Source organism: Herbiconiux sp. A18JL235, assembly GCF_040939305.1.
In the GTDB taxonomy this organism is placed as follows: domain Bacteria; phylum Actinomycetota; class Actinomycetes; order Actinomycetales; family Microbacteriaceae; genus Herbiconiux.
Window position 1 is genome coordinate 1,105,981 of the sequence record NZ_CP162511.1, and the last position, 23,703, is coordinate 1,129,683.

Here is a 23,703-nt window from a genome sequence, read left to right on the forward strand (position 1 = left end):
CGGACAAAGTCCGTCCGAAAGTTGTTTCGGACGGACTTTGTCTGCACGAAAGTGGGTCAGCGGGTCAGTGAGCGGATGCGCTCGTCGATCTTGTCGCGGAGGCTGCGGAACAGGGCAGCCGGGGAGTCGAGGTCGCTCGCCGTCACTCGCGCCATCGACCAGCCGAGCGCCTCCAGGTGACGGATGCGCGCCACGTCTTTCCGCCATTGCCGTTGGTCGGTGCGGTGGTGGTCGCCGTCGTACTCGATGCCGATGTGCAGGGCCGGGTACGCGAGGTCGATGCGATGAGTGGATCCGCAGGTGCAGGGGATCTCGGGGTTGACGTAGGGCTCGGGGAAGCCCGCGTCGACGATCATCACCCTCAGACGCGACTCACGCGGTGACTCGGCGCGATCGCTCAGGCGGGGCAGGACGGCACGGAGCGGACGCGCGCCCCAGCGCCGCCCGTGCGCTTCCACTGCCCGGGTGAGTTCGTCGCGGGTGGCGCGGGGCTTGTCGTGGAGGAGGATGCGGTCGCCGACGGCGACCAGCTCCGCCTGATCGAGCACGGCGGCCAGGTCGCACCAGGTGCGAGCGGCCGTGGTGACGCGGAGGCCCGCGAGCACCTCCACGTCGTTTGGGTCGAGCCGGTGGCAGTGGCCGCGGATGTCCTTCGCGTCGATCGCGCGTTCGGCCTCCGGCACCGTCACGTCGAGCGAGGCCAGATTGCGCAGTGCGCGCGGCAGCGGGAGCCCGTGGAGCTCGGCGGCGGTGACATGACTGAACACCGCGTGTTCGGGCATCCGGAGGGCGAAGGCCCGGCATCGTCCCGGCGTAGTGTCGGGATCAGAGCGAGTTGCCGCATCCCCTTCGTTCTTCATCCGCACGCCCCAGAAGGGCGCGGCGAGGTCGCGCGCCCCGAGGCGTTTACGGCTCACGCCATGGTCTCGCGCCTCTGCGACGGTGAACGGTCGGTCGGGGAACTGCTGGGCGCCAAGCGACGGTGTCATGGGTCGATCCTGCGCCTCCCGAACGCCTCTATCGGAGTTATCCACAACACCATTGGCACGCCTGCCACTTTCCTGCGGACAAAGTCCGTCGGAAACGACGTTTGGACGGACTTTGTCCGCAAAAAGTTGGGGTGGGAGGGGAGGTGGCAGGAAGTCGGGGGTGGGTGGCGGGGATGCGGTGGAGGGGGAGGGGTGGGGGTTCTAGCGTGGGGGGATGGCGATTGTTCCTGATACGAAGAACTGGACGTGGGTGCTCGAGCGGGAGTGCCCGGAGTGCGGGTTCGACTCGTCGGCGACTGAGGCGTCGGCGGTCGCGGGGCTCGTGCGCGAGAACGCGGCGGCGTGGCCGGCGGTGCTGGAGCGCGCGGGCGTGCGGGAGCGGCCCGACGACGCCACCTGGTCGGCGCTCGAGTACGGGGCACATGTGCGCGACGTGTTCCGGGTGTCGCAGAAGCGGTTCGCGCTGATGCTGGCCGAGACCGACCCCGAGTTCGCTGATTGGGATCAGGACGCCACCGCGGTCGAGGATCGTTACGGCGAGCAAGACCCCGCCGTCGTCGCCCGACAGCTCGTCGAGGAGGGGGAGGCGCTCGCGGCCCTGCTCGAGAGCGTGCCCGCCGATGCGTGGGAGCGCCGCGGCTTCCGCAGCGACGGTTCCGCGTTCACCGTGGACACGCTGGCGCGCTACGTCATCCACGACCCCGTGCACCACCTCCACGACGTGCACGGCGACTGACGAGCACCTCGGCGGGCGCGCGGGAGGCGCGATCTCGGGTTCGCGCGCCGTTCGCGACGTGCGGCGATCGACCGCATCCGCCCGCCTCGCGCAGCGGCTGGCCTGCACTGCCGTCGCGCGCGGGGCGCCATAACGGATGCGCGCCCCGCCCTGGGTGCGCGGGGACGTTGATGGATGCGCGCTCCGCCCGGGGTGCGCGGGGGACGTTGACGGATGTGCGCTCCGCCCGGGGTGCCCGGGGCGCGGTGACGGATGTGCGCCTCGCCCGGGGTGCGCGGGGACGTCGACGGATGCGCGCCTAGGCCGCAGCCGGGGCGAGGTCACACCCTGGCGGGCCCACCGATGCGTTCGAGGGCGTCGACGATGAGCGACCAGAAGCGCTCGTGGTCGAGGTCGACGGCCACCTTCGTCGTGCAGTCGGCGGGTGCGGGGTTGCGGAAGTCGGCGACCGTCATGCCGAGCGTGAGCGTGCCGGCGAGTTCGACGTCGAGCGGCACGGCGCGCACCGTCATGACCGAGGGATCGATGACCTGGGCGACGGCGCACGGGTCGTGGACCGGCGGGTGCACGAAACCCTGCGCCTCCTGGTAGCTGTGCGCGAAGAAGTCGAGCAGTTCGACGACGAACTGCGACGGCCCGGTTCCGACGGCGCGGATGCGCTCCACCACCTCGGGGGTCGCGAGGGCCTGGTGGGTGAGGTCGAGGCCGACCATGGTGAGGGGCCATGACTCGTTGAACACGATGTGCGCGGCCTCGGGGTCGATGATGATGTTGAACTCGCTCGTCGCGCTCCAGTTGCCGACGTGGTAGCCGCCCCCCATGAGAACGACCTCCTTCACGCGCGGCACGATGCGGGGCTCCTTGCGGGCCGCGAGCGCGATGTTCGTGAGACCGCCGGTGGGCACGAGGGTGACGGTACCCGGCTCGTGCGCCATGACCGTCTCGATGATGAGGTCGACCGCGTGGCGCGGGTCGAGCTCGAGCACGGGCTCGGGGAGCACCGGCCCGTCGAGACCCGACTCGCCGTGGATGTCGGGGGCCACCTCTACGCTGCGCACGAGCGGGCGCTCGCACCCGGCCGCGAACGGCACCCCCGTGATGCCGGCCACGCGGGCGACCGAGAGCGCGTTGCGGGTGACCTTCTCCAGGGTCTGATTGCCGACCACCGTGGTGACGGCGAGCAACTCGATCTCGGGACTGCCGTGGGCGAGGAGGATCGCGATGGCGTCGTCGTGACCGGGGTCGCAGTCGAGGATGATCTTTCGGGTCATGCCAGGAGCATATATGAAATCGACGTTCATCTGTGTACTATCGGCGTCATGAGCACCGCACAGACCACCGAGTCCGAGTCCGCAGCCCGAGGCGCCGCCCGCGTCGAGTGGATCCGCTCCCGCATGCCCCTGCTCGCCCAGGCCCGCGCCGAGCTCGCCGTCAGCCGGCCGTTCGCGGGGCACCGCATCGGCATGTCGCTGCACCTCGAGCCGAAGACGGCTGTGCTGCTCGAGACCCTCGCCGCCGGCGGCGCCGAGGTGGTGGGCACCGGCAACCACGGCTCGACCCAAGACGACGTGGTCGACTATCTCAAGGCCGAGGGCATGACCCTCTTCGGCCGCCGCGACGACAGCCTCGACGAGCACCACGCGAATGTCGCTCGAGTGCTCGACGCCCGCCCCGACATGCTGCTCGACAACGGCGGCGACCTCGCCGCCGGCGTCGTGGCCCGGGGCGTCACGGCGAGCATCCTGGGAGGCACCGAGGAGACCACCTCGGGCGGCGACCGGCTGCGAGGCGAACTCGCGGGGGCGGTGCCGTTCCCGATGATCGTCATCAACGACAGCCTTCTCAAGGCCATCGGCGAGAACAAGCACGCCGTGGGCCAGTCGGTGGTGGAGAGCTTCATGCGCATCACAAACCTCATGGTGCCCGGCCGTCGCTTCGTCGTCTTCGGCTACGGCTGGTGCGGGCGCGGCGTCGCCCATTACCTCCGCGCGCTCGGCGGCAAGGTCGCCGTGGTCGAGGTCGACGAGCTGAAGGCCTTCGAGGCTGCTCTCGACGGGTTCCGGGTGTCGACCGGGGTCGACCTCGCCCCCTGGGGCGACGTGTTCATCACCGCGACCGGCCACCCGGACGTGCTCACGATGGAGGCCATCGACCGGATGCGCGACGGCGCCGTTCTCGCCAACTGCGGTCACTTCCCCTGGGAGATCGACGTCGCGGGCCTGCGGGCGGCGGCCACCGGCAGCCGCGAGATCGTCGAGGCCATCGAGCGCATCGAGCTGCCCGGCGGGCGCCACGTCATCCTGATCGCCGGTGGCCGCATGTTCAACCTCGCCGGCCGGGAGCCGAAGGGCAACTCGCTCGAGTCGATGGACCTGGGCTTCCTCCTGCAGACGCTCTCACTCGAGCGCGTCGCCACCGCCGCCGCGACCCTGACGCCGGGCGCCCAGCCCGTTCCCGACGACATCGACCGCACCATCGCGCGACGCATGCTCGCGGCGATGAACGCGTCGGAGTAGCACCGCATGCCCCCTGAGTACGCCGTTCCGGCGCTCGAGAAGGCGCTCGACATCATCGAGGTGCTCGCGGGCCGCGAGTCCGGCCTCAGCCAGCTCGAGATCTCCCAGGCGGTCGAGCGCTCGCCGAGCCAGATCTTCCGGGTGCTGAGCACCCTCGAGCGCCGCGGGTACCTCGCCCGCGACCGGCAGACGAGCCTCTACTCGCTCTCGATGCGGCTCTTCGACCTGGTGAATCGACAGGAGCCCACCCGCACCCTGGTCGCGGCGGCGGCGGGGCCCATGCGCCGGCTCGCCGACACCGTGGGGCAGTCGTGCAACCTCAGCGTGGTCGACGTCGACCGGGTGCGCGTGGTGGCCCAGGCCGAGAGCCCAGCCGACTTCGGGTTCCGGGTGCGGGTGGGTGCCGAGTTCTCGCTGGTCTCCACAGCGACCGGCGCGGTGCTCTCCGCCTTCGGTGCGGTGCACGACGGCATCGACGACGAGGCGGAGGCCGGCGCGGCCGTGGCGCGCATCCGGGAGCTCGGCTACCTCGAACGGGCCGACCCGGTTCAACCGTCGATCACCGACCTCGTCTTCCCGGTGCTGAACCGCGACCGCGCCGCGCTCGCAGCGCTCACCGTGCCGTACGTGTCGACGAGCTACAGTGCGACCACCCGCGAAAGCGTCGTTCACGCTGCGCGGGAGACCGCCGACGAGATCAGCGAGAACCTCGGTTTCTGAGCCTCGGTGCCGCGCCGCGCCGCGCCTCGCCGCGCCGCGCCGCGCAGCCCGGCCGCGCGCTGCACCACCCCGCCTCAGCGGCATTGTCCGGCGACAGCGATCTGCTCGTCGCTCGGGCGCCCGTAGGCCTCGATACCGGAGCCCGGCAGGTCGAAGCCCTGGCTGATCGACCAGGCAGTCGCCCACATCTCGTCGTCCTGACCGAAGACGGGGCCCGAGAACAACGGCCAGCACCCCTCGCGGAACACCTGCGTGTGGCCCACCTCGTGCGCCACCAGGGCGCGCGGGTTCTCGGTGTAGCCCCACTCCTCCTCGATGCCGTAGTTGAGGCTGATGATCGCCCATCCGCCGTCGCTGTCCCAGGTCTGGGCCGTGCCTGAGAGCCAGCCCTCGCCGCGGCCGTTCACCTCGGGTGCCCACACGAAGTCGAGGGTGATGCCGTTGCTGAGCGACCTGGCGTAGGCCTCGATCTCGCGTCGGGTGGCGAGGGCGGGGTCGTCGAGCTCGGCCTGCTCCGCGGACTGGGAGTCGGCGAGGGCCTGCAGGCCCGCAGAGACCTCGGCGACGAGAGAGGCGTCGTGCGCGTCTGCGGAGCCGCGATCGCGAACCTGCTCGATGACCCGGGTGACCGCCACCTGCGTCGCCTTGGTGGAGAGCGGATGCTCGGCGATGCCGTTCTCGGCTCTCACCGCCAGAGACTCCCAGTAGGCGTCTTCGGCGGCACGCAGCTCGTCGTCGAGGGCTGCTCCCTCCTCGGTGAGGGTGACGAGCTGCGCCCGGGCGGCGAGCGCGGAGTCGGCCTGGTCGTCGAGCGTCTCGGCGCCGGCGAGCAGCTCCCACGGGGGACGATACCCGGGCGAGTCGTCCGAAGGCGTGGTGGCCTTGCCCACCGGGGCGTCCTCCGCCCCCGGCGCCCCGGCCTCCCCAGCCGGCGCCCCCACCGTCTCGTCGGCAGCCACCGTCTCATCGAGCCTCGCCACCAGACCCGCGAGCGCCGTCGCCTCGGCCGAGCCGTCGTCGGCGAACTGCTGCAGCCCGACCACCTCGTCGAGGCGGGCGGCGACGCCGTCGAGGCCGCGCATCCGTGCCTCGTGGGCGGCCGCCGCCTGGTCGCGTTCGGAGACGGCGAAGGCCGCACCGAAGGCGGCGGCGTCGTGCCGGAGACCGACCAGGGCGCTGAGCCCCCAGAACGCGAGCACGGCGACGATCGCGCCGCCCGCGACGGCGGCGACGACGGTGCCGACCATCCGCCCGCGGCGTCGCGTGGTCGGCGGTGGGCCGGCGGGTTCGGGGCTCGTCATCGGGGTCGCTCTCGTCGCGGGGGTGTTCGACAGATGTCACATGCTAACCCCCGGGACACGCCGATGCCGACACCCTAGGCTGGAGCCATGACTGCCGCATCAGAGGAACTCCTCGTCCCGGGAACGGGCATCAGCTTCGCCTCCCTCCCGAAGGTCTCCCTTCACGACCACCTCGACGGAGGCCTCCGGCCGGGCACCATCATCGAGCTCGCCGACGCCATCGGCTTCGCCCTCCCGACCACGGATGCGCAGGAGCTCGCCGAGTGGTTCGAAGACAGCGCCGACTCGGGCAGTCTGCCGACCTACCTGGCCACCTTCGACGTGACCCTCGGGGTGATGCAGACCCAGGAGGGCCTCGTGCGCGTGGCACGCGAGTTCGTGAACGACCTCGTCGCTGACGGTGTCATCTACGGTGAGGTGCGGTGGGCTCCCGAGCAGCACCTCACCCGCGGACTCAGCCTCGACGAGGTCGTCGAGGCCGTGCAGGAGGGCATCGAGCTCGGCACCGACGACGCCCGTGCGGCGGGGCGCACGATCAGGGTCGGGCAGCTGGTGACAGCCATGCGGCACGCGAACCGTGGGCTCGAGATCGCCGAGCTCGCGGTGCGTCACCGCGACAACGGCGTCGTGGGATTCGACATCGCGGGCGCCGAGCTCGGCTTCCCGCCGAAGAACCAGATCGCGGCGTTCGACTACCTCGCCCAGAACTACTTCCCCGTCACGGTGCACGCGGGGGAGGCGGACGGGCTGGAGAGCATCCGCGGCGCGCTCTTCGACGGTCGCGCGCTGCGCCTCGGTCACGGCGTGCGCATCGCCGAAGACATCGAGATCGAGCGGCAGGACGACGACAACACCTATGTGTCGCTCGGCCTGCTGGCCGAGTGGGTGAAAGACCGCGAGATCACCCTCGAGCTGTCGCCGTCGTCGAACCTGCAGACCGGAGCGATCGCGGAGTGGGGCGAGGACATCACCGACCACCCCTTCGACCTGCTGTACCAGCTCGGCTTCCAGGTGACGGTGAACCCCGACAACCGGCTCATGAGCAACACGACGGTGAGCCGCGAGCTCGCGCTGCTGACCGATGCGTTCGGCTACGACCTCAGCGACCTCGAGGTGTTCCAGCTCAATGCCGCTGCGGCGACGTTCCTCCCGGTCGAAGACCGCGAAGACCTCGCCGACGCCATTTCCGACGCCTTCGAAGACGCCGGCCTCTAGCGCCCGGCACTCAGCTGCGGGCGGAGCCCGGCGCCCCGCCCGCAGCCCGGCCTCAACCCTGCGTCGTGGTCGCGTAGTCGGGAAGCTCCTGCAGCGCCCACTTGTTGCCGTCAGGGTCGCTGAAGTAGACGAAGAGGCCCCACCCCTCGTCGATGACCTCGCTGCACTCGACGCCGTTGTCGCGAAGGTGCGCGTAGGCGTCGGCGGCGCTCGGCACCACGATCTGCACGGCGTTGAGGCTGCCGGGCTCCATCCTGGAGACGCCCTTGCCGATGGCGATGGAGCAGGCAGAGCCGGGCGGGGTGAGCTGTACGTACCGGATGTCGTCGTTCGGCGTGGCGTCGTGGTCGCAGACGAAGCCGACCTTGTCGACGTAGAACGCCTTGGCCCGGTCGATGTCGGTGACGGGGAACGCGATGAGCTCGATCTTCCAGTTCTCGATCATGATGTGGTCCTTCCAGGTGGATGCTCGTGATCCGAGCCTAGGAAGCAATCAGGTCACTTCTTGTCCTGTAGTCGCGAGAGAATCGGGTCATGGCCGAAACGACTTCGCGCATCCTGGCCCTGCTGAATCTGCTGCAGACCCATCGGCAGTGGCGTGGCGGCGAGCTCGCCGACCGGCTCGGGGTGACCGAACGCACCCTGCGCCGCGACATCGAGCGGCTGCGCGAGCTGGGCTACCAGGTCGACGCGACCAGGGGCGTGGCGGGCGGCTACCGGCTCGAGGCGGGGTCGCAGCTGCCGCCCCTGCTGCTCACCGACGAGGAGGCGGTGACCCTCGCCATCGCGCTGAGGGTCGCGGCCACCGGAGGGCTCGCCGACGCCGAGAACACGACGCTCACCGCGCTCGCGAAGCTCGAACAGGTGCTGCCGAGCGCCCTCCGCCGCCGGGTGAACGCCCTCAGTTCCGTGCAGCCGCAACGCCCCGGCGAAGGCGGGCCCGTCTCTCGCAGGCCGGGGCCCGACCCGATCTCGCACGACCTCATCGGGCAGCTGGCGCTCGCCTGCCGAGATCGGGAGCGCATCCGCTTCCACTACGTGGCCGCCGACGGCACCGAGAGCGACCGGCTGGTCGAGCCGCAGAACCTCGTGCCCACCCCGCGCACCTGGTTCCTCGTCTGCTGGGACGTGCAGCGGCAGGCCTGGCGCACCTTCCGTGTCGATCGCATGTCGAAGCTCTTCGCGACCCGGGTGTCGTTCCCCGAGCGGATGCTCCCCGCCGCCGACGCCGCCCAGTTCGTGCGGCAGGCCCACTCCTCGCTGCGGCGCAGGGTCACCGCCGGCGTGCACTTCTCGATCGGCGTCGAGGAGCTCAAGGAGCGGTTCGACGGCTACGCCGACGATGCGGTCGCGGGCCCGGGCGGGCCGACGACGTCGAGCGTCTGGCCCATCCGCGCCGACACGGCCGCCCAGTTGCTGAGCTGGCTCGCCTGGATTCCCGACGACCTCGACTACCGCATCGACGCCGAGCCCGAGGTGCTGAGCGCGCTCCGGGCCGAGGGCCGCCGCATCGTGAAGGCATCTGCAGCGAACTCCCCGCTTTCGGTCGGACGGGGCTGAGATACTCTCCAGATCATGGCTTCCTCGATCGAACCCCTGCACGACCTGCCCGATCACGCCATCGCCCTGCACCGCACCGTCGCCGACTGGCGGGGAGCCGTTCTCGCGGCGGCGGAGGCGCTCCAGGCCGACGGGCGCTGCGAGGAGGGCTACGGCGAGCGGATGATCGCGCTGGTCGAGGAGTACGGTCCCTACATCGTCATCGCACCCGGACTCGCGCTGGCGCACGCGCGGCCCGGGCCCGACGTGCTCTCGCCGGGTCTCGCGCTCGTGACCCTCGACGAGCCGGTCGCGTTCGGGCACGCGCACAACGACCCGGTGTCGGTGGTGATCGGGCTCGCTGCGACGGAGGCCGACCAGCACGTCGCTTCGGTCGCGGCGCTCGCTAACGTGTTCAACGACGAGTCGGTGGTGCCGGCGATCGCCGCCGCCGAGACACCCGCCGAGGTCAGGCGGCTGCTCGGTGCGACGGCCGGCGCTGAACTATCCTGAGCCGATGAAGATCGTGGCGCTCTGCGGAGCAGGAATCGGCACCTCGGAGATCCTGCGGGTGAACGCCGTGCGCGCGCTCGACCGGCTCGGCATCGATGCCGACGTCACCGCCTCCGACGTGGCGGGGATCGCCGTGGCGGCGGCCGACGCCCAGGTCATCCTGACCTCGCCCGAGCTCGTCGGCTCCATCGGCCGCACCAACGCCGACATCGTCGTCATCACCAACTACTTCGACCAGACCGAGATCGAGTCGAAACTCGACGAAGCCCTCGGCTGAGCCCACCCACGCCTCCCGGCCGCACCGGGTGCGCCGTCCCTCCGCAGCGGCCTCACGCAACAGGCCCTGCGAACGGTGACCCCCGGTGATGGGGCGGCCGCGCCAGCGACCACCCCATCACACATCGCGCCGCGCCGGGCAGGGACCGGCGCGGCCCGTCAGACGCCGCGCGCAGCACGGCGCCTGACGGCAGATCAGCTGAAGACGCGCCGCACCACGTTCGTCTCCGCCAGGTCGACGAGCTCCTTGGCGTTGCCGGAGAGCACGGTGCGGATGGCGTAGAGCGCGAAGCCCTTCGCCTGCTGCGCCGTGACGGTGGGCGGGATGGAGAGCTCCTGGCGGGCGGTGACGACGTCGACCAGCGCGGGCCCGTCGTGGGCGAAGGCGGCGCGCAGCGCGCCCTCGAGGTCGCCGGGCTTCTCGACGCGCGCGCCGCGGATGCCGAGCGCGTTCGCCACGTCGGCGAAGTTCGGGTTGTCGAGGCCGGTGCCGAAGTTCACGATGCCGGCCGCCTTCATCTCGAGTTCGACGAAGTTGAGCGAGGAGTTGTTGAACACCACGATCTTCACGGGCAAGCCGTTCTGGCGCAGGGTGAGCAGTTCGCCGAACAGCATCGCGAGCCCGCCGTCGCCCGAGAGCGCCACCACCTGCCGCTCGGGGAATGCCGACTGCGCCCCGATGGCGTGCGGTACCGCGTTGGCCATGGTGCCGTGGCTGAACGAGCCGATGAGCCGGCGCGAGCCGTTCATCTTCAGGTAGCGTGCCGCCCACACCACCGGGGAACCCACATCCGGGATGAACACGGCGTCGTCGGTCGCCAGCTCGCTCACCAGCCGCGCGACGTACTGCGGGTGGATGGGTGTGCGGTCGCGGTCGTCGTCGGCGAGGTCGTCGAGTTCTTTGCGCGCCTTCGCGTAGTGGCTGAGGGCGGCGTCGAGGTGGCGGGTGCTCGTCGTCTCCTCGAGCAGCGGCAGCAGTGCGTCGATGGTGTCGCCCACGTCGCCGACGAGCGCGAGGTCGACGGGGGTGCGCCGCCCGATCTGCTCGCCGCGCAGGTCGAGCTGGATGACCGTCGCCTTCGACGGGAAGAACTGCGGGTAGGGGAAGTCGGTGCCCAGCATGAGCAGTGTGTCGCAGCTCTCCATGGCCTTGTATCCGGATGCGAAGCCCAGCAACCCGGTCATCCCCACGTCGTAGGGGTTGTCGTACTCGAGGAATTCCTTGCCGCGCAGTGCGTGAACGATAGGCGCTTTCAGCCGCTCGGCGAGGGCCACCACCTTGTCGTGCGCACCCTCCGTGCCGGCGCCGCCCAGGATGGTGACCTTCTTCGAACCGTTCAGCAGCTCGGCGGCCTTCGCGAGCTCCGAGTCGACCGGCCTCAGGATGCTCTGCGTCGCGCGGATGGGCGCCGACTTCGCGCGCCCCACCTCGTCTTTCAGGAAGATCTCGCCGGGGATGACCACGACCGCCACGCCCCGCCGCTCGATCGCCGTGCGCATCGCGATCTCGAGCACCCGCGGCAGCTGCTCGGGCACGCTCACCAGCTCGGTGTAGACGCTGCACTCGCGGAACAGCTCCTGCGGGTGCGTCTCCTGGAAGTAGGTGGTGCCGATCTCGGTCGCCGGGATCTGCGCGGCGATGGCGAGCACCGGTACGCGGCTCCGGTTCGCGTCGAACAGTCCGTTGATGAGGTGCAGGTTGCCCGGGCCGCAGCTGCCCGCACACACGGCGAGCTCACCCGTGAGCGCAGCCTCCGCCGCCGCCGCGAACGCCGCCGCCTCCTCGTGCCGCACGTGCGACCAGGCGATGGTGTCCGCGCGCCTGATGGCGTCGGTGAAGCCGTTCAAAGAGTCGCCGGGAAGGCCGTAGACCCTCTTCACTCCGGCGTCGTCGAGGATGTCGACGATGGTGTCTGCGATCGTGGTCATCAAGGCTCCGTCTCATTGCGTCGTCTCTCGGCGCCCGTCTCAGGGCTCACCCTCGACGTTACGCCGGAGCCGCGGGGCGAGGGTGGCCCTCTCAGGAGATACGGTCAGGAGATGCGGTCGCGCATGCCGCCCTCGAGACGGGCGAGCTTCTCCACGACGGCGTCGCGGCGCTCTGCCAGCGAGCCCTCGTCGCTCCAGGCGTCGAGGTAGATCTTGAGCTTGGGCTCGGTGCCGCTCGGGCGCACCATGACGCGAGCGCCCGGCAGCAGCATCCGCAGCACGTCGCTCGGCGGCACGCCGCCGTCGCCGCGGCTGAGGTCGTCGATGCGGTCGACGGTCAGCCCGCCGATCTCGCTGGGCGGTTCGGCGCGGAGCCGCTGCATCACGCGCGAGATCTGGGCGAGATCGGTGACCCGCAGCGAGATCTGGGCCGAGCCGTAGTGGCCGAAGCGCTCGCCGAACTCGTCGAGCCGGTCGGAGACGGTGCGGCCGGAGGCGGCGAGCTGCCGCGCCAGGTCGAGCAGCGCCACCGCGGCCGAGATGCCGTCTTTGTCGCGCACGGTCTCGGGGTTGACGAGGTAGCCGAGCGCCTCCTCGTACCCGAAGACGAGGCCGGATGCTCGGGAGACCCACTTGAACCCGGTGAGCGTCTCGGCGAAGTCGAGATCGTAGGCGCGCGCCACGGCACCGAGGCCGGGCGACGAGACGATGGAGCAGGCGAGAGTGCCGCGAGGGCCGGCGGCGCCGTCGGAGCCGCCCGCACCGCCGGCGCCGCGCGCCGCCACCCAGCGCTCCGCCGCACGCCAGCCGAGCAGCTGACCCACCTCGTTGCCGGTGAGGGCGCGGTAGCCCTCGGCACGGGACGCGTCGGGAACGGCGATGGCGAGCCGGTCTGCGTCGGGGTCGTTCGCCACGATCAGCTCGGCGCCGACGGCGCGCGCGGTCTCGAAGGCGAGGTCGAGGGCGCCGGGCTCCTCGGGGTTCGGGAACGCGACCGTCGGGAACGCCGCGTCGGGCTCGATCTGCGCCGCGACGAGTTCCGGCCGGTCGAAACCGGCGGCGTCGAGCACTCGGGCGAAGGTCTCCCACCCCACGCCGTGCATGGCCGTGTAGACGACCTTCGGGCCATGGGCGGCGCTCGCCGAGGCGGGGCGCGCATCCGTGTCGCCCTGGCCTGCCGCAGACGCCGCCACCGCGGCGGTGGCCGCCACGTACCGCTCGATCACGTCTTCTCCCGCGATCTCGTAGCCGCTCGAGCGCGGGAGTGCGCTCACGTCGCCCGTCTCGGCCACACGGAGGATGTGCGCCGCGATCTCGGCGTCGGCGGGCGGCACGATCTGCGAGCCGTCGTCGGCCCCGCCGAGGTAGACCTTGTAGCCGTTGTCGCGTGGGGGGTTGTGCGAGGCGGTGACCATGACCCCCGCCGAGACAGCGAGGTCGCGCACAGCGAACGCCACGAGCGGCGTCGGCAGGAGACGCGGCAGCAGCACGGCCCGCACCCCCGCACCGGCCATGATCTCTGCGGTGTCGGTGGCGAACACGTGCGAGTTCTTGCGGCCGTCGTAGCCGATGACGATCGACGGGGTGGTTCCCGGATGGGCGCGTTCGAGCAGGTACGCGGCGAGGCCGGCGGCGGCCTGGCCCACGAGCACCCGGTTCATGCGGTTGGGGCCGGCGGCGAGCTCGCCGCGCAGGCCCGCCGTACCGAACTCCAGGCGTGAGCCGAAGCGTGAGCGCAACTCGTCTGAGGCGCCGGGCAGGCTCGACCCCACTCCGCGCAACAGCCCCGAGAGCTCGGCGCGGGTCTCGGGGTCGGGGTCTTGGGCGAGCCAGGCCGCGGCCTGCTCGACGAGCAGCTCCACGTCGTTGCGGTCGTCACCCCGGTCGTCGGCCTCCCCGGTGCTCACAGCGTCGCGACCACCCGCGCGAGGAGGTCGCCGATGGCGGCCTCGGCGTTCTTGCCGGCCTCGATGACCTCGGCGTGGCTGAGCGGCGTCTTCTGGATGCCGGCGGCGAGGTTCGTGATGAGCGAGAAGCCGATGATCTCGAGGCCCGCCTGGCGGGCCGCGATCGCCTCGAGGGCCGTCGACATGCCCACGATGTGCCCGCCGATGGCCTTCGCCATCTGCACCTCGGCCGGGGTCTCGTACTGTGGCCCGCGGAACTGCACGTACACACCCTCGTCGAGGGAGGGGTCGACGGTGCGGGCCAGCTCGCGCAGCCGGCTGGAGTAGAGGTCGGTGAGGTCGACGAAGGTCGCGCCCTCGAGCGGCGAGTCGAAGGTGAGGTTGATGTGGTCGCTGATGAGCACCGGGGTGCCGGGCTTCCAGTGCTCCTCGATGCCCCCGGCGCCGTTCGTGAGCACCATCACCGTCGCGCCGGCGGCGGCGGCGGTGCGCACCGAGTGCACCACCCGGCGCACGCCGTGGCCCTCGTAGTAGTGGGTGCGGGCGCCGATCACGAGCGCGTGCTTGCCGTTCGGCAGCCGGATGGAGCGGAGCGACCCGACGTGGCCGGGCACGGCGGGTTCGCTGAAGCCGACCACCTCGGAGGCGGGGATCGTGGCGACGGTCTCGCCGATGAGGTCGGCGGCCTTGCCCCACCCGCTGCCGAGCGTGAGGGCGATGTCGTGGCGCGGAACGCCGGTGAGCTCGGCGATGCGGGCTGCCGCGTCGCGGGCGACCTCGAAGGGGTCGGAGTCGGGCAGGTCGAGCGGATTCGAGGTCGGTGAGGACATTCATCCACTCTATTCACTCGCCCGTGGTTTGGCGGGCTCTCTCCGACCGGGAAGAATGTGGTGCATGGCCTATGAGTTCGAGCGCAAGCAGCGAGTCGCCGTCGTCGGGGGAGGGCCGGGAGGCTACGAGGCAGCGCTCGCGGGCGCGCAGCTCGGGGCCGAGGTCACCCTGATCGAGCAGTCGGGGGTGGGCGGCTCCGCGGTGATCACCGACGTGGTGCCCTCCAAGACGCTCATCGCGGTGGCGGAGGCCACCAACGGCATCGGGGAGGCGGCCGATCTCGGTGTGCAGTTCTTCTCCCGCAGCGAGAAGAACGGCCGGCCCGTACGCCCCGAGGTCGCCGTGAACCTCGCCCAGGTCAACAAGCGCCTGCTCGGGCTCGCGCGGCAGCAGTCGGAAGACATGCGGGCGAACCTCATCCGCGCCGGTGTCACGGTGCTCACCGGCCACGGGCGGCTCGACGGGCCGGATGCGGTGATCGTCTCGACCGGGGCCGGCGAGGGCGGTACCGACTTCGAGCACATCGACGCCGACACCATCGTCATCTCCGTGGGGGCGAGCCCGCGCATCCTGTCGTCTGCGGTGCCCGACGGGGAACGCATCTTCACCTGGACGCAGCTGTACAACCTCACCGCCGTTCCCGAGCACCTCATCGTCGTGGGTTCGGGTGTGACGGGTGCCGAGTTCGCCTCCGCCTACACGGCGCTCGGGTCGAAGGTGACTCTCATCTCGTCGCGCGACCAGGTGCTCCCGGGTGAAGACGCCGACGCGGCGGCGGTGATCGAGAACGTGTTCAAGCGCAACGGCATGACGGTGCTCTCGAAGTCGCGCGCCGACAAGGTGGAGCGCACGGCCGACGGAGTGGTGGCCACGCTCTCCGACGGCACGAAGGTGGAGGGGTCGCACTGTCTCATGGCGGTCGGCTCGATCCCGAACACGAAGGGCATGGGGCTCGAGGAGGCCGGCGTGCAGCTGACCGAGTCTGGACACATCCGGGTGAACCGGGTGGCCCGCACCAGCGCGCCGAACATCTACGCCGCCGGCGACTGCACGAGCTTCCTGCCGCTGGCCTCGGTCGCGTCGATGCAGGGGCGCACGGCGCTGTTCCACGCCATGGGCGACGCGGTGAACCCCATCGAGCTGCGCAACGTCGCCTCGAACATCTTCACCCAGCCGCAGATCGCGACGGTGGGCTGGACCCAGCGTCAGATCGAGGAGGGCATCGCCCAGGGTGACATCTACAAGCTTCCGCTGTCGTCGAACCCGCGGGCGAAGATGATGGGCATCAAGGACGGCTTCGTGAAGCTGTTCGCCCGTACCGGATCGGGCACCGTCATCGGTGGTGTGGTGGTGGCGCCGAACGCGTCGGAGCTGATCTTCCCGATCGCCCTGGCGGTGGAGCACCGCATGACCGTCGACCAGGTGTCGCGCGCGTTCACCGTGTACCCGTCGCTCTCGGGATCGATCTCGGATGCGGCGCGGGCGATGCACATCGTCTTGTAGTCGCCGCCGCACCCTTCAGCGCAGGATGCCTCGGCTGCGCGCCGCGGAGACCGCCGCCGTGCGCGAGGAGACCCCGAGCTTGGTGTAGATATGGGCGAGGTGCGACTTCACGGTGGTCTCGCCGAGGAACAGCTCGGCCGCTATCGACTGCGTCGTGCGCCCCTCGGCCACCAGCTCGAGCACCTCGATCTCGCGCGGGCTGAGGCTGGCCTGGGGCGCACGCAGTCGGGTGAGCAGACGCGAGGCGATGACGGGCGCCAGCGCGCTCTCGCCGGCGGCGGCGGCGCGCACCGCGGCGACCAGCTCGTGCGGGGGTGCGTCTTTCAGCAGGTAGCCGCTCGCTCCCGCCTCGATGGCGCCGAGGATGTCGGCATCGGAGTCGTAGTTCGTGAGCACGAGCACGTACGGCGCCACCTCGAGGGAACGGATACGGCGGGTCGCGTCGGCCCCGGAGGCGGCGTCACCCGAGCCGAACTGGAGGTCGATGAGCACCACGTCGGGGCTCTCGCGCTCGGCGGCGCGCACCGCCTCGGTGCCGGTGGCGGCCTCGGCGACGACGGCGATGTCGGGCTCCTGGGCGAACAGGGCGAGCAGGCCCGCGCGCACGATGGGGTGGTCGTCGGCCACCACGAGGCGGATCACGCGACGCCCTTCGCCGTGCCCGCAGCGGCGGCGACGGGCTCGATCGCGAGGTCGACGACGAGGCGTGTGCCTCTACCGGGGGCGGAGTCGACGAGGAGGGTGCCGCCCAGCTGCTCCACGCGCTCGCGGGTGGCGCGGAGGCCGAACGAATCGGTACGACCGCCGGCGCGGGCCCGGGCCACGGCCTCGGGGTCGAAACCCACGCCGTCGTCGATGACGGTGAGGCGCAGCATCCGTTCGCCCTGGGCGGGCCCCGCGGCGAGGATCTCCAGCGTGATCGTGGCGCGCGACGCCCTGGCGTGCTGCACGATGTTGGCGACGGCGCCCTGGGCGATGCGGAGCAGAGCCGTCTGCACCGGCATGGGGAGCTCGACGCCCTCGGGTGCCACGATCTCGACCCGCACCCCGTCGGTCGCCCACTGCGTGTCGGCGAGCCGGCGGAGGGCACCTGCGAGGCCCTGGTTCTCGAGCGCGGGCGGCGAGAGCTCGCGAATGAAGCGGCGGGTCTCGGCGAGGTCGGCGGCCGCCGTCTCGCGGGCCAGCCTGATGTGCGCGATGCCCGGCCCGTCGGGGTCGGCGCGCTCGGCCGCGTGCAGCAGCAGCTGGATGCTCGACAGCCCCTGCGCCACCGTGTCGTGGATGTCGCGGGCGAGGCGGGCCCGCTCGGCCAGCGCGCCCGACTCGCGCTCGGAGGCGGCGATGCGGTCGCGGGCGGCGAGCAGCTCGGCGACGAGCCGCTCGCGCTCCGCTGCTTCGCGCGCGAGCGCACGGTAGCCGAGGCCGATGAGCACCGCGACGCCGGCGCCCACCATCGGGCCCACGACACCGCCGACGCTCCACCCGCCGTGGAGGGCAAGAGCGACGACGGCGGTCGCGGTGACGACGGCGACGGCGATCGGGCCGCCGATGCGGCCGAGCAGATGCAGGTAGAGGAAGAACAGGGGAAAGACGAGATAGGCGGCCTCAGGGGTGAGGACGAGCAGCGCGAGCCAGAGCACCGAGAGCGTGAGCAGCCAGGCGAGCGCCGGCAGCCTGCGTGGCCGGCCGCGCCGGGCGGCGAACGCCCCGGCGGCGTAGACGGCGAGCAGCACGACCGAGGTGGCGACGACGGCCCCGGTGGCCGGCCCGGGAACGACGACGGCGCGCGCGACGACGAGGGCGACGAGCGCGGTGAAGACGAGGTGGAGACCGGTGCGCAGCCCCACGAAGACGGGGGTGAGCGGGTGGGTCATGACTGGAGATCTTACGCGGCGAGGTCGCCGAGTCATCGTCCGAAAGGACGAGCCGAGGGCCATCACCTCGGGCGGTCATCACCCTCCCCGCGCCCGACGACCGCGCGCCGCGCAACCGGGAGAGTGAGAGGGTGCCGCCGAGCGGTGGCCGGAAAGGACCCTCATGTTCGTCGCGCTCCGCGACCTGCGTTTCGCGAGAGGACGCTTCGCCCTGATCGGCGCCGTCGTCGCGCTCATCACCGTGCTGGTCGGCTTCCTGAGCGGGCTCACCGGGGGGCTCGCCGTGCAGAACGTCTCGGCGGTGCTCGCCCTGCCGGGCGACCGCATCGTCTTCGGAGGGACGGGCGGCGCCTCACCCAGTTTCGCCGACTCCTCCATCTCCGACACCCAGCTCTCGAGCTGGGCCGCCGCCGAGGGCGTGAGCTCGGCCACCCCGATCGGCATCTCGCAGCTGCGCGCCGCCGGGCCGAGCTCGTCTGCAGCGGTCGCCGTGATCGGTGCGCCACCCGGCGACGCACTCCCGGTGCCCGCCCGGAACGGCGAGGTGCTCCTGTCGGCGCCCGCCGCCGAGGCGCTCGGCACCACCTCCGGCGACGTCGTCGAGATCGCCGGGATGCGGCTCACCGTCGCCGCGGGCTCGGTAGCCTTGACCGCGGAGTGGTACAGCCACACGCCCGTCGTCGCCGTCACCCTCGACGACTGGCAGGGCATCGCCGCGGCGACCGGCTCGCCCGGCGCCACGGCCACCGTGCTCGCCGTGTCGGGCGACCCCGACTGGGACTCCGTGTCGGCGGCGACCTCGACCAGCGCCGAGTCTCATCTGGGGGCGCTCGGCGCGCTGAGCGCCTTCCGCTCCGAGATCGGCTCGCTCCTGCTCATGGTGGCGCTGCTGTTCGGCATCTCGGGCCTGGTCGTCGGGGCGTTCTTCACCGTCTGGGGCCTGCAACGCGCATCCGACGTCGCCGTGCTCAAGGCTCTCGGCGCGAGCACGGCGTCGCTCGTCCGCGACGCCCTCGGCCAGGCCCTCGTGGTGCTCGCCGTCGGCATCGGGCTCGGCACGCTCGCCGTGGTCGGGTTCGGCCTGCTCGCCGGTCAGGCGCTCCCGTTCCTTCTCAGCCCGCTGACGACGGCGCTCCCCGCGGCTCTCATGACCGTGCTGGGTCTCGCCGGAGCCGCCTTCGCGCTCCGCACCGTCACCTCCTCCGACCCCCTCACCGCACTCGGGAGCTCACGATGATCGAACTCGACGACGTCACCCTCACCTTCCCCGACGGCGACGGCCGCGTCACCGCGGTCGACCATGTCGACCTCGTCGCCCGCCCCGGCGCGCTCACGGGCATCACCGGGCCGAGCGGGTCGGGAAAGTCGAGCCTGCTCGCGGTGGCGGCGACGCTCATCCGGCCCGACTCCGGTCGCGTGCTCGTCGACGGGGTCGACGCCGCGCAGCTCGCTCCGCGGGAGGCGGCGGCCCTGCGGCGACGGAGCATCGGCATCGTGTTCCAGCAGTCGAACCTGCTGCCCTCCCTCACCGCGCGCGAGCAGCTGCTCGTGATGAACGAGCTCGGCGAGCCGGGTGCGCGTCGGCGTCGGGCGCGCACGAGGGAGAGAGCGGATGCGCTGCTCGACTCGGTGGGCCTCTCGGCCCATCGCCACAAGCGCCCGCACCAGCTCTCGGGCGGTCAGCGGCAGCGGGTCAACATCGCCCGCGCGCTGCTGAACGAGCCCGCGGCGCTGCTCGTCGACGAGCCCACCAGTGCTCTCGACAGCAGCACGGGTGCCGCGGTGATGCAGCTGCTGCTCTCGCTCACGGCCGAGCTCGGCACGGCTACCCTCGTGGTGACCCACGACACCGCGCAGCTCGCGCACGCCACGCGAACCGTGAACCTCGTCGACGGCGCGGTGCAGAACCCTAGCTGATGGTCAGCAGCACGTGCCCCGACGAGACCGTGGCGCCCACGACGGCCGCGATGTCGGCGACGGTACCGTCTTTGTGCGCGGTGATGGGCTGCTCCATCTTCATGGCCTCGAGCACGAGCACGAGATCGCCCTTCACCACCTTGTCGCCGTCGGCGACGGCGAGCTTCACCACGGTGGCCTGCATCGGGGCCTTCACCGAGTCGCCCGTCGCCGCGACCGCGCCGGCGGGCGCGGCGCCACGGCGCTTGGGCGCGGCACCCCCGGTCGCCCCGCGAGCACCGGCTCCGCCGCTCGCGCCCGAGCGCGACCCGGAAAGCAGGCGTGCGGGCAGCGCCACCTCGACGCGCTTGCCGCCGACCTCGACGATCACGGTGCGGCGCTCGGCGGCCGGAGCCGCCTCCTCGAGCGAACCGCTCCACGGCTCGGCGGGGTTGTCGTACTCGCTCTCGATCCAGCGCGTGTAGACCGAGAAGGGCTCGCCGTCCTCGGGAGCGAACGCGGCGTTGCGCACCACGTCGCGGTGGAAGGGCAGCACCGTGGGGAGCCCGGCGACCTCGAACTCGTCGAGGGCGCGGCGGGCGCGCTCGAGGGCGTCTTCACGGGTGGCTCCGGTGACGACGAGCTTCGCCAGCAGCGAGTCGAACGAGCCGGAGATGACGTCGCCGGCCTGCACACCGGAGTCGACGCGCACGCCGGGGCCGCCGGCGGGCTTGAACACGTGGATCGGCCCGGGGGAGGGAAGGAAGTTCCGGCCCGGGTCTTCTCCGTTGATGCGGAACTCGAAGGAGTGCCCGCGGGGCGCCGGGTCGTCGTAGTCGAGCGTGCCGCCCTCGGCCAGCCGGAACTGCTCGCGCACCAGGTCGATGCCGGTCACCTCCTCCGAGACCGGATGCTCGACCTGCAGCCGGGTGTTCACCTCGAGGAACGAGACGGTGCCGTCTTTGCCGATGAGGAACTCGCACGTTCCCGCCCCTAGGTACCCGACCTCTTTGAGGATGGCCTTGGAGGCGGAGTAGAGCAGCTCGTTCTGCTCGGCGGTGAGGTAGGGCGCGGGCGCCTCCTCGACCAGCTTCTGATGCCGGCGCTGCAGCGAGCAGTCGCGGGTGGAGACCACGACGACGTTGCCGTACGCGTCGGCGAGGCACTGCGTCTCGACGTGGCGCGGCTGGTCGAGGTACTTCTCGACGAAGCACTCGCCGCGGCCGAACGCCGCGATGGCCTCACGGGTCGCGGATTCGAACAGCTCGGGCACCTCGTCGAGAGTGCGCGCGACCTTGAGGCCGCGGCCGCCGCCACCGAAGGCCGCCTTGATGGCCACGGGGAGCCCGTGCTCGGCGACGAAGTCGAGCACCTCGGAGGCGCCCGACACGGGGTCGAGGGTGCCGGGGGCGAGCGGAGCGCCCACCTTCTCGGCGATGTGCCTGGCCGACACCTTGTCGCCGAGCTTCTCGATGGCCTCGGGGGAGGGGCCGATCCAGGTGAGCCCGGCGTCGATCACGGCGCGGGCGAAGTCGGCGTTCTCGGCGAGGAATCCGTAGCCGGGGTGGACGCCGTCGGCACCCGAACGGCGCGCGACCGAGAGGATCTTGTCGATGACGAGGTAGGTCTCGGCGCTCGTCGTGCCGTCGAGCGCGTAGGCCTCATCGGCGAGCTGAGCGTGCAGTGCATCACGATCCTGGTCGGCGTACACCGCCACGGAGGCGATGCCGCTGTCGCGGGCTGCCCTGATGACACGGACGGCGATCTCGCCACGATTGGCGATGAGGACCTTGGTAAGACGCGGCATAATTCCCAAGCTTATTGCCGCGCTGCATCGCACCTTTGGCATGTACGCACAAAAATGCCTGGCGGGCCACGCGCGGTTCCTACAACGAGCGGTCGGACGCCCAGAAGTCGGTCCACGACACCCCGTAGCCGCCGAGGAGTTCCCGCAGAACGGGCAGCGACATGCCGATGACAGCGGACGGTGCTCCCGTGATGCTCCGGATGAACGGAGCGGCGAGGCCGTCGATGGTGAAGGCACCGGCCACCAGAAGCGGTTCACCCGAGGCGATGTAGGCGTCGAGCTCGGTGTCGGTGATGTCGTCGGCGAAGGTGAGGGAGGCCTGGTCGACCCGGCCGGCGGCCGAACGCCGCTCGCCCCCGCGGTGGTCGATGAGCCAGTGCCCCGAGTGCAGCACGCCGGTGCGGCCGCGCTGCAGCCCCCAGCGCTCCCGCGCCACCTCGGGCAGGTGCGGCTTGCCGTAGGAGACGCCGTCGAGCTCGAACGAGGAGTCGCCGCCGACGATGAAGCCGTCGATCGGCTCACCGCCGGGGAGCGCCCCGACCACGGCCTCCGCCTTCGCCTCGGCGAGCAGTTGCACCATCTCGGAGGTGCTCAGCGGGCCGCGTTCTGCGACGGCCTCGGCGACCGCCGCATCCTCGTCGACCTCGGAGGGGACGATCACTGGCTCGATGCCGATCTGGCGCAGCAGCGCGAGTCGCGCGGGGGAGGTGGAGGCGAGATACAGGCGCACGGGGCCGCCTTCTGTCAGCGGGCATGTGGGATGCTCGGGGGATGAGTGACGGTCAGAACGAGCTCGTCGAGCTGGACATCGACACAGTAGCCCACGGGGGTGTCTCGGTGGCGCGCCTCGACGGCAGGGTCGTCTTCGTCGCCGACACGCTGCCGGGTGAGCGCGTGCTCGCCCGGGTCGTCGATCGCAGGTCGTCGTTCTGGCGCGCCGACACGGTCGAGGTGCTGAGCGCCTCGCCCGACCGGGTCGAGCACGTGTGGTCTGCGGCGTCGATCGACCGCGATCCCGAGCGGCGCGCGGGTGGCGCCGAGTTCGGGCACATCGCCCTCGGCCGCCAGCGCGGGCTGAAGGCCGAGGTGCTTCAGGATGCGCTCCGCCGGTTCGGTGGCGTCGAGCACGACGTCGAGGTGGAGCCGGTGGGCGACGCGCAGGGCCACGGGCTGCGCTGGCGCACCCGCCTGCGGCTGCACGTCGGTGCCGATGGCAGGCCCGGCCCCTACGCCGCGCGCTCGCACACCGTCGTCGACGTCGACGACCTTCCGCTCGCCACCGAGGCGATCGAAGCGGAGGCGGGACTCGGCCGGCCGGTCGAGGGCGCTGCCGCGATCGAGCTCGTCGAGACGGCGGGAGGCGAGGTGCGGGTGCGGCGGGTCGCCGAGGAGCTGTCGAAGACGGGTGGATCGCGGGGGCGACAGGGCGGACGGCGACAGGGACAGAGGCAGGGACAGGGGCGCCGCGGCGGCGACCGCCGGCGGCCGGGTGCCGGTTCCACCGAAGCCGCGGCGGGCTCATCGTCGGCGGATCGCCCCGCCACCATCGTCGAGCGGGTGGGGGAGAGGGAGTTCCGCCTCGCCGAGAACGGGTTCTGGCAGGTGCACCGCGAGGCCGCACGCACCCTCACCGATGCGGTCGCCGAGATCACCCTCCCCGAGCTGTTCGACCCGCGGGCCGCGAACCACGACCTCTACGGCGGGGTCGGGCTGTTCGCTGCCGCCCTCGGCGACCGCTTCGGCCAGGCCACCAGGGTCACCAGCGTCGAGAGCGAGGCGCTCGCCACCGAGTACGCCGGCGAGAACCTCGCCGAGTGGATCGGCGCCCACGCCGTGACGGCCCCGGTCGACAGGTACCTGGCCGACCTCGAGCGCACGGCCGGGCAGGAGGAGCGCCGACGACTCGCCGCCGCCACCGTCGTGCTCGATCCGCCGCGCACCGGAGCGGGCAAAGCCGTCACCGGCGCACTCACCCGCTTGTCGCCGGCGCAGATCGTCTACGTGGCCTGCGACCCCGTCGCGTTCGCGCGTGACACCGCCTACCTCGCCGAGGGCGGCTACCGGCTCGACGCCCTCCGGGCCTTCGACCTGTTCCCACACACCCACCACCTCGAGAGCGTCGGGCGGTTCGTGAAGGATTAGCCTGCATCC

22 protein-coding genes are annotated in these 23,703 nt (G+C 71.6%); 11 read left to right on the plus strand and 11 right to left on the minus strand.

The annotated features are described in order from the left end of the window. Positions 1-56: 56 nt before the first annotated feature. The gene (locus ABFY20_RS05140; RefSeq protein ID WP_368498863.1) at positions 57-989 is read right to left on the minus strand and encodes a hypothetical protein; all 933 of its coding nucleotides are present in this window, start codon (positions 987-989) and stop codon (positions 57-59) included. A 214-nt stretch (positions 990-1,203) separates the two neighbouring features. Between ABFY20_RS05140 and ABFY20_RS05145 the strand changes: the two genes are divergently transcribed. Then, positions 1,204-1,725, plus strand: coding sequence for a DinB family protein (locus ABFY20_RS05145; protein ID WP_368498864.1), 522 nt, complete (start codon positions 1,204-1,206; stop codon positions 1,723-1,725). 320 nt (positions 1,726-2,045) lie between these two features. On the opposite strand, the gene ABFY20_RS05150 is transcribed toward ABFY20_RS05145, so the two are convergent. Then, the gene (locus ABFY20_RS05150) at positions 2,046-2,996 is read right to left on the minus strand and encodes a nucleoside hydrolase (RefSeq protein WP_368498865.1); all 951 of its coding nucleotides are present in this window, start codon (positions 2,994-2,996) and stop codon (positions 2,046-2,048) included. Positions 2,997-3,044: 48 nt separating this feature from the next. On the opposite strand from ABFY20_RS05150, the gene ABFY20_RS05155 reads away from it, so the two are divergent. Beyond that, positions 3,045-4,241, plus strand: coding sequence for an adenosylhomocysteinase (locus ABFY20_RS05155; RefSeq protein WP_368498866.1), 1,197 nt, complete (start codon positions 3,045-3,047; stop codon positions 4,239-4,241). A gap of 6 nt (positions 4,242-4,247) precedes the next feature. Further along, entirely contained in the window at positions 4,248-4,961 is a 714-nt protein-coding gene (locus ABFY20_RS05160; RefSeq protein ID WP_368498867.1) for an IclR family transcriptional regulator, read from the plus strand. Between the two features lie 74 nt (positions 4,962-5,035). On the opposite strand, the gene ABFY20_RS05165 is transcribed toward ABFY20_RS05160, so the two are convergent. Next, positions 5,036-6,262: a hypothetical protein gene (locus ABFY20_RS05165; RefSeq protein ID WP_368498868.1), complete on the minus strand. Its 1,227-nt coding sequence runs from the start codon at positions 6,260-6,262 to the stop codon at positions 5,036-5,038. A gap of 87 nt (positions 6,263-6,349) precedes the next feature. Between ABFY20_RS05165 and ABFY20_RS05170 the strand changes: the two genes are divergently transcribed. Further along, positions 6,350-7,477, plus strand: a complete 1,128-nt coding sequence (locus ABFY20_RS05170; RefSeq protein ID WP_368498869.1) for an adenosine deaminase — start codon at positions 6,350-6,352, stop codon at positions 7,475-7,477. Between the two features lie 52 nt (positions 7,478-7,529). Here ABFY20_RS05170 and ABFY20_RS05175 read toward each other — a convergent pair whose 3' ends face one another. Beyond that, positions 7,530-7,922, minus strand: coding sequence for a VOC family protein (locus ABFY20_RS05175; protein WP_368498870.1), 393 nt, complete (start codon positions 7,920-7,922; stop codon positions 7,530-7,532). Positions 7,923-8,011: 89 nt separating this feature from the next. On the opposite strand from ABFY20_RS05175, the gene ABFY20_RS05180 reads away from it, so the two are divergent. The 3 genes from ABFY20_RS05180 to ABFY20_RS05190 are packed head-to-tail and all read left to right on the plus strand — an operon-like array spanning position 8,012 to position 9,806. Then, positions 8,012-9,037 (plus strand): helix-turn-helix transcriptional regulator, encoded by a 1,026-nt coding sequence (locus ABFY20_RS05180; protein ID WP_368498871.1) that lies wholly within the window; start codon positions 8,012-8,014, stop codon positions 9,035-9,037. Positions 9,038-9,052: 15 nt separating this feature from the next. Next, positions 9,053-9,529: a PTS sugar transporter subunit IIA gene (locus tag ABFY20_RS05185; RefSeq protein WP_368498872.1), complete on the plus strand. Its 477-nt coding sequence runs from the start codon at positions 9,053-9,055 to the stop codon at positions 9,527-9,529. Between the two features lie 4 nt (positions 9,530-9,533). Beyond that, positions 9,534-9,806: a PTS sugar transporter subunit IIB gene (locus tag ABFY20_RS05190; RefSeq protein WP_171705732.1), complete on the plus strand. Its 273-nt coding sequence runs from the start codon at positions 9,534-9,536 to the stop codon at positions 9,804-9,806. A gap of 194 nt (positions 9,807-10,000) precedes the next feature. Here ABFY20_RS05190 and poxB read toward each other — a convergent pair whose 3' ends face one another. The 3 genes from poxB to ABFY20_RS05205 form a co-directional block, all read right to left on the minus strand. Beyond that, positions 10,001-11,734 (minus strand): ubiquinone-dependent pyruvate dehydrogenase, encoded by a 1,734-nt coding sequence (poxB, locus tag ABFY20_RS05195; RefSeq protein WP_368498873.1) that lies wholly within the window; start codon positions 11,732-11,734, stop codon positions 10,001-10,003. A 104-nt stretch (positions 11,735-11,838) separates the two neighbouring features. Next, the gene (locus ABFY20_RS05200) at positions 11,839-13,641 is read right to left on the minus strand and encodes a phospho-sugar mutase (RefSeq protein WP_368498874.1); all 1,803 of its coding nucleotides are present in this window, start codon (positions 13,639-13,641) and stop codon (positions 11,839-11,841) included. Further along, the gene (locus ABFY20_RS05205; RefSeq protein WP_368498875.1) at positions 13,638-14,471 is read right to left on the minus strand and encodes a purine-nucleoside phosphorylase; all 834 of its coding nucleotides are present in this window, start codon (positions 14,469-14,471) and stop codon (positions 13,638-13,640) included. Before ABFY20_RS05205 ends, ABFY20_RS05200 begins: the two co-directional genes overlap by 4 nt. A 64-nt stretch (positions 14,472-14,535) precedes the next feature. Here ABFY20_RS05205 and ABFY20_RS05210 point away from each other — a divergent pair, with 64 nt between their 5' ends. Then, a complete protein-coding gene (locus ABFY20_RS05210) occupies positions 14,536-15,975 on the plus strand; it encodes an NAD(P)H-quinone dehydrogenase (RefSeq protein WP_368498876.1) in 1,440 nt (479 codons plus the stop codon). A 15-nt stretch (positions 15,976-15,990) separates the two neighbouring features. Here the strand turns inward: ABFY20_RS05210 and ABFY20_RS05215 are convergent, their stop codons facing one another. Continuing rightward, positions 15,991-16,617 carry a response regulator gene (locus ABFY20_RS05215; protein WP_368498877.1) on the minus strand — a complete coding sequence of 209 codons (627 nt, stop codon included), beginning with the start codon at positions 16,615-16,617 and terminating at the stop codon, positions 15,991-15,993. After that, positions 16,614-17,849, minus strand: a complete 1,236-nt coding sequence (locus ABFY20_RS05220) for a sensor histidine kinase (RefSeq protein WP_368498878.1) — start codon at positions 17,847-17,849, stop codon at positions 16,614-16,616. Before ABFY20_RS05220 ends, ABFY20_RS05215 begins: the two co-directional genes overlap by 4 nt. 163 nt (positions 17,850-18,012) lie before the next feature. On the opposite strand from ABFY20_RS05220, the gene ABFY20_RS05225 reads away from it, so the two are divergent. Next, positions 18,013-19,086 carry an ABC transporter permease gene (locus ABFY20_RS05225; RefSeq protein ID WP_368498879.1) on the plus strand — a complete coding sequence of 358 codons (1,074 nt, stop codon included), beginning with the start codon at positions 18,013-18,015 and terminating at the stop codon, positions 19,084-19,086. After that, a complete protein-coding gene (locus tag ABFY20_RS05230) occupies positions 19,083-19,766 on the plus strand; it encodes an ABC transporter ATP-binding protein (RefSeq protein WP_368498880.1) in 684 nt (227 codons plus the stop codon). The genes ABFY20_RS05225 and ABFY20_RS05230 overlap by 4 nt, the downstream gene beginning before the upstream one ends. Here the strand turns inward: ABFY20_RS05230 and ABFY20_RS05235 are convergent. Both ABFY20_RS05235 and ABFY20_RS05240 read right to left on the minus strand, forming a co-directional pair. Then, positions 19,759-21,552: a biotin carboxylase N-terminal domain-containing protein gene (locus ABFY20_RS05235; protein WP_368498881.1), complete on the minus strand. Its 1,794-nt coding sequence runs from the start codon at positions 21,550-21,552 to the stop codon at positions 19,759-19,761. The two genes, ABFY20_RS05230 and ABFY20_RS05235, sit on opposite strands and share 8 nt — an antisense overlap. Before the next feature lie 79 nt (positions 21,553-21,631). Continuing rightward, positions 21,632-22,282 (minus strand): nucleoside triphosphate pyrophosphatase, encoded by a 651-nt coding sequence (locus tag ABFY20_RS05240; RefSeq protein ID WP_368498882.1) that lies wholly within the window; start codon positions 22,280-22,282, stop codon positions 21,632-21,634. Between the two features lie 41 nt (positions 22,283-22,323). Here ABFY20_RS05240 and ABFY20_RS05245 point away from each other — a divergent pair, with 41 nt between their 5' ends. Continuing rightward, the gene (locus tag ABFY20_RS05245) at positions 22,324-23,694 is read left to right on the plus strand and encodes a class I SAM-dependent RNA methyltransferase (RefSeq protein ID WP_368498883.1); all 1,371 of its coding nucleotides are present in this window, start codon (positions 22,324-22,326) and stop codon (positions 23,692-23,694) included. The last annotated feature ends 9 nt before the right edge of the window (positions 23,695-23,703 follow it).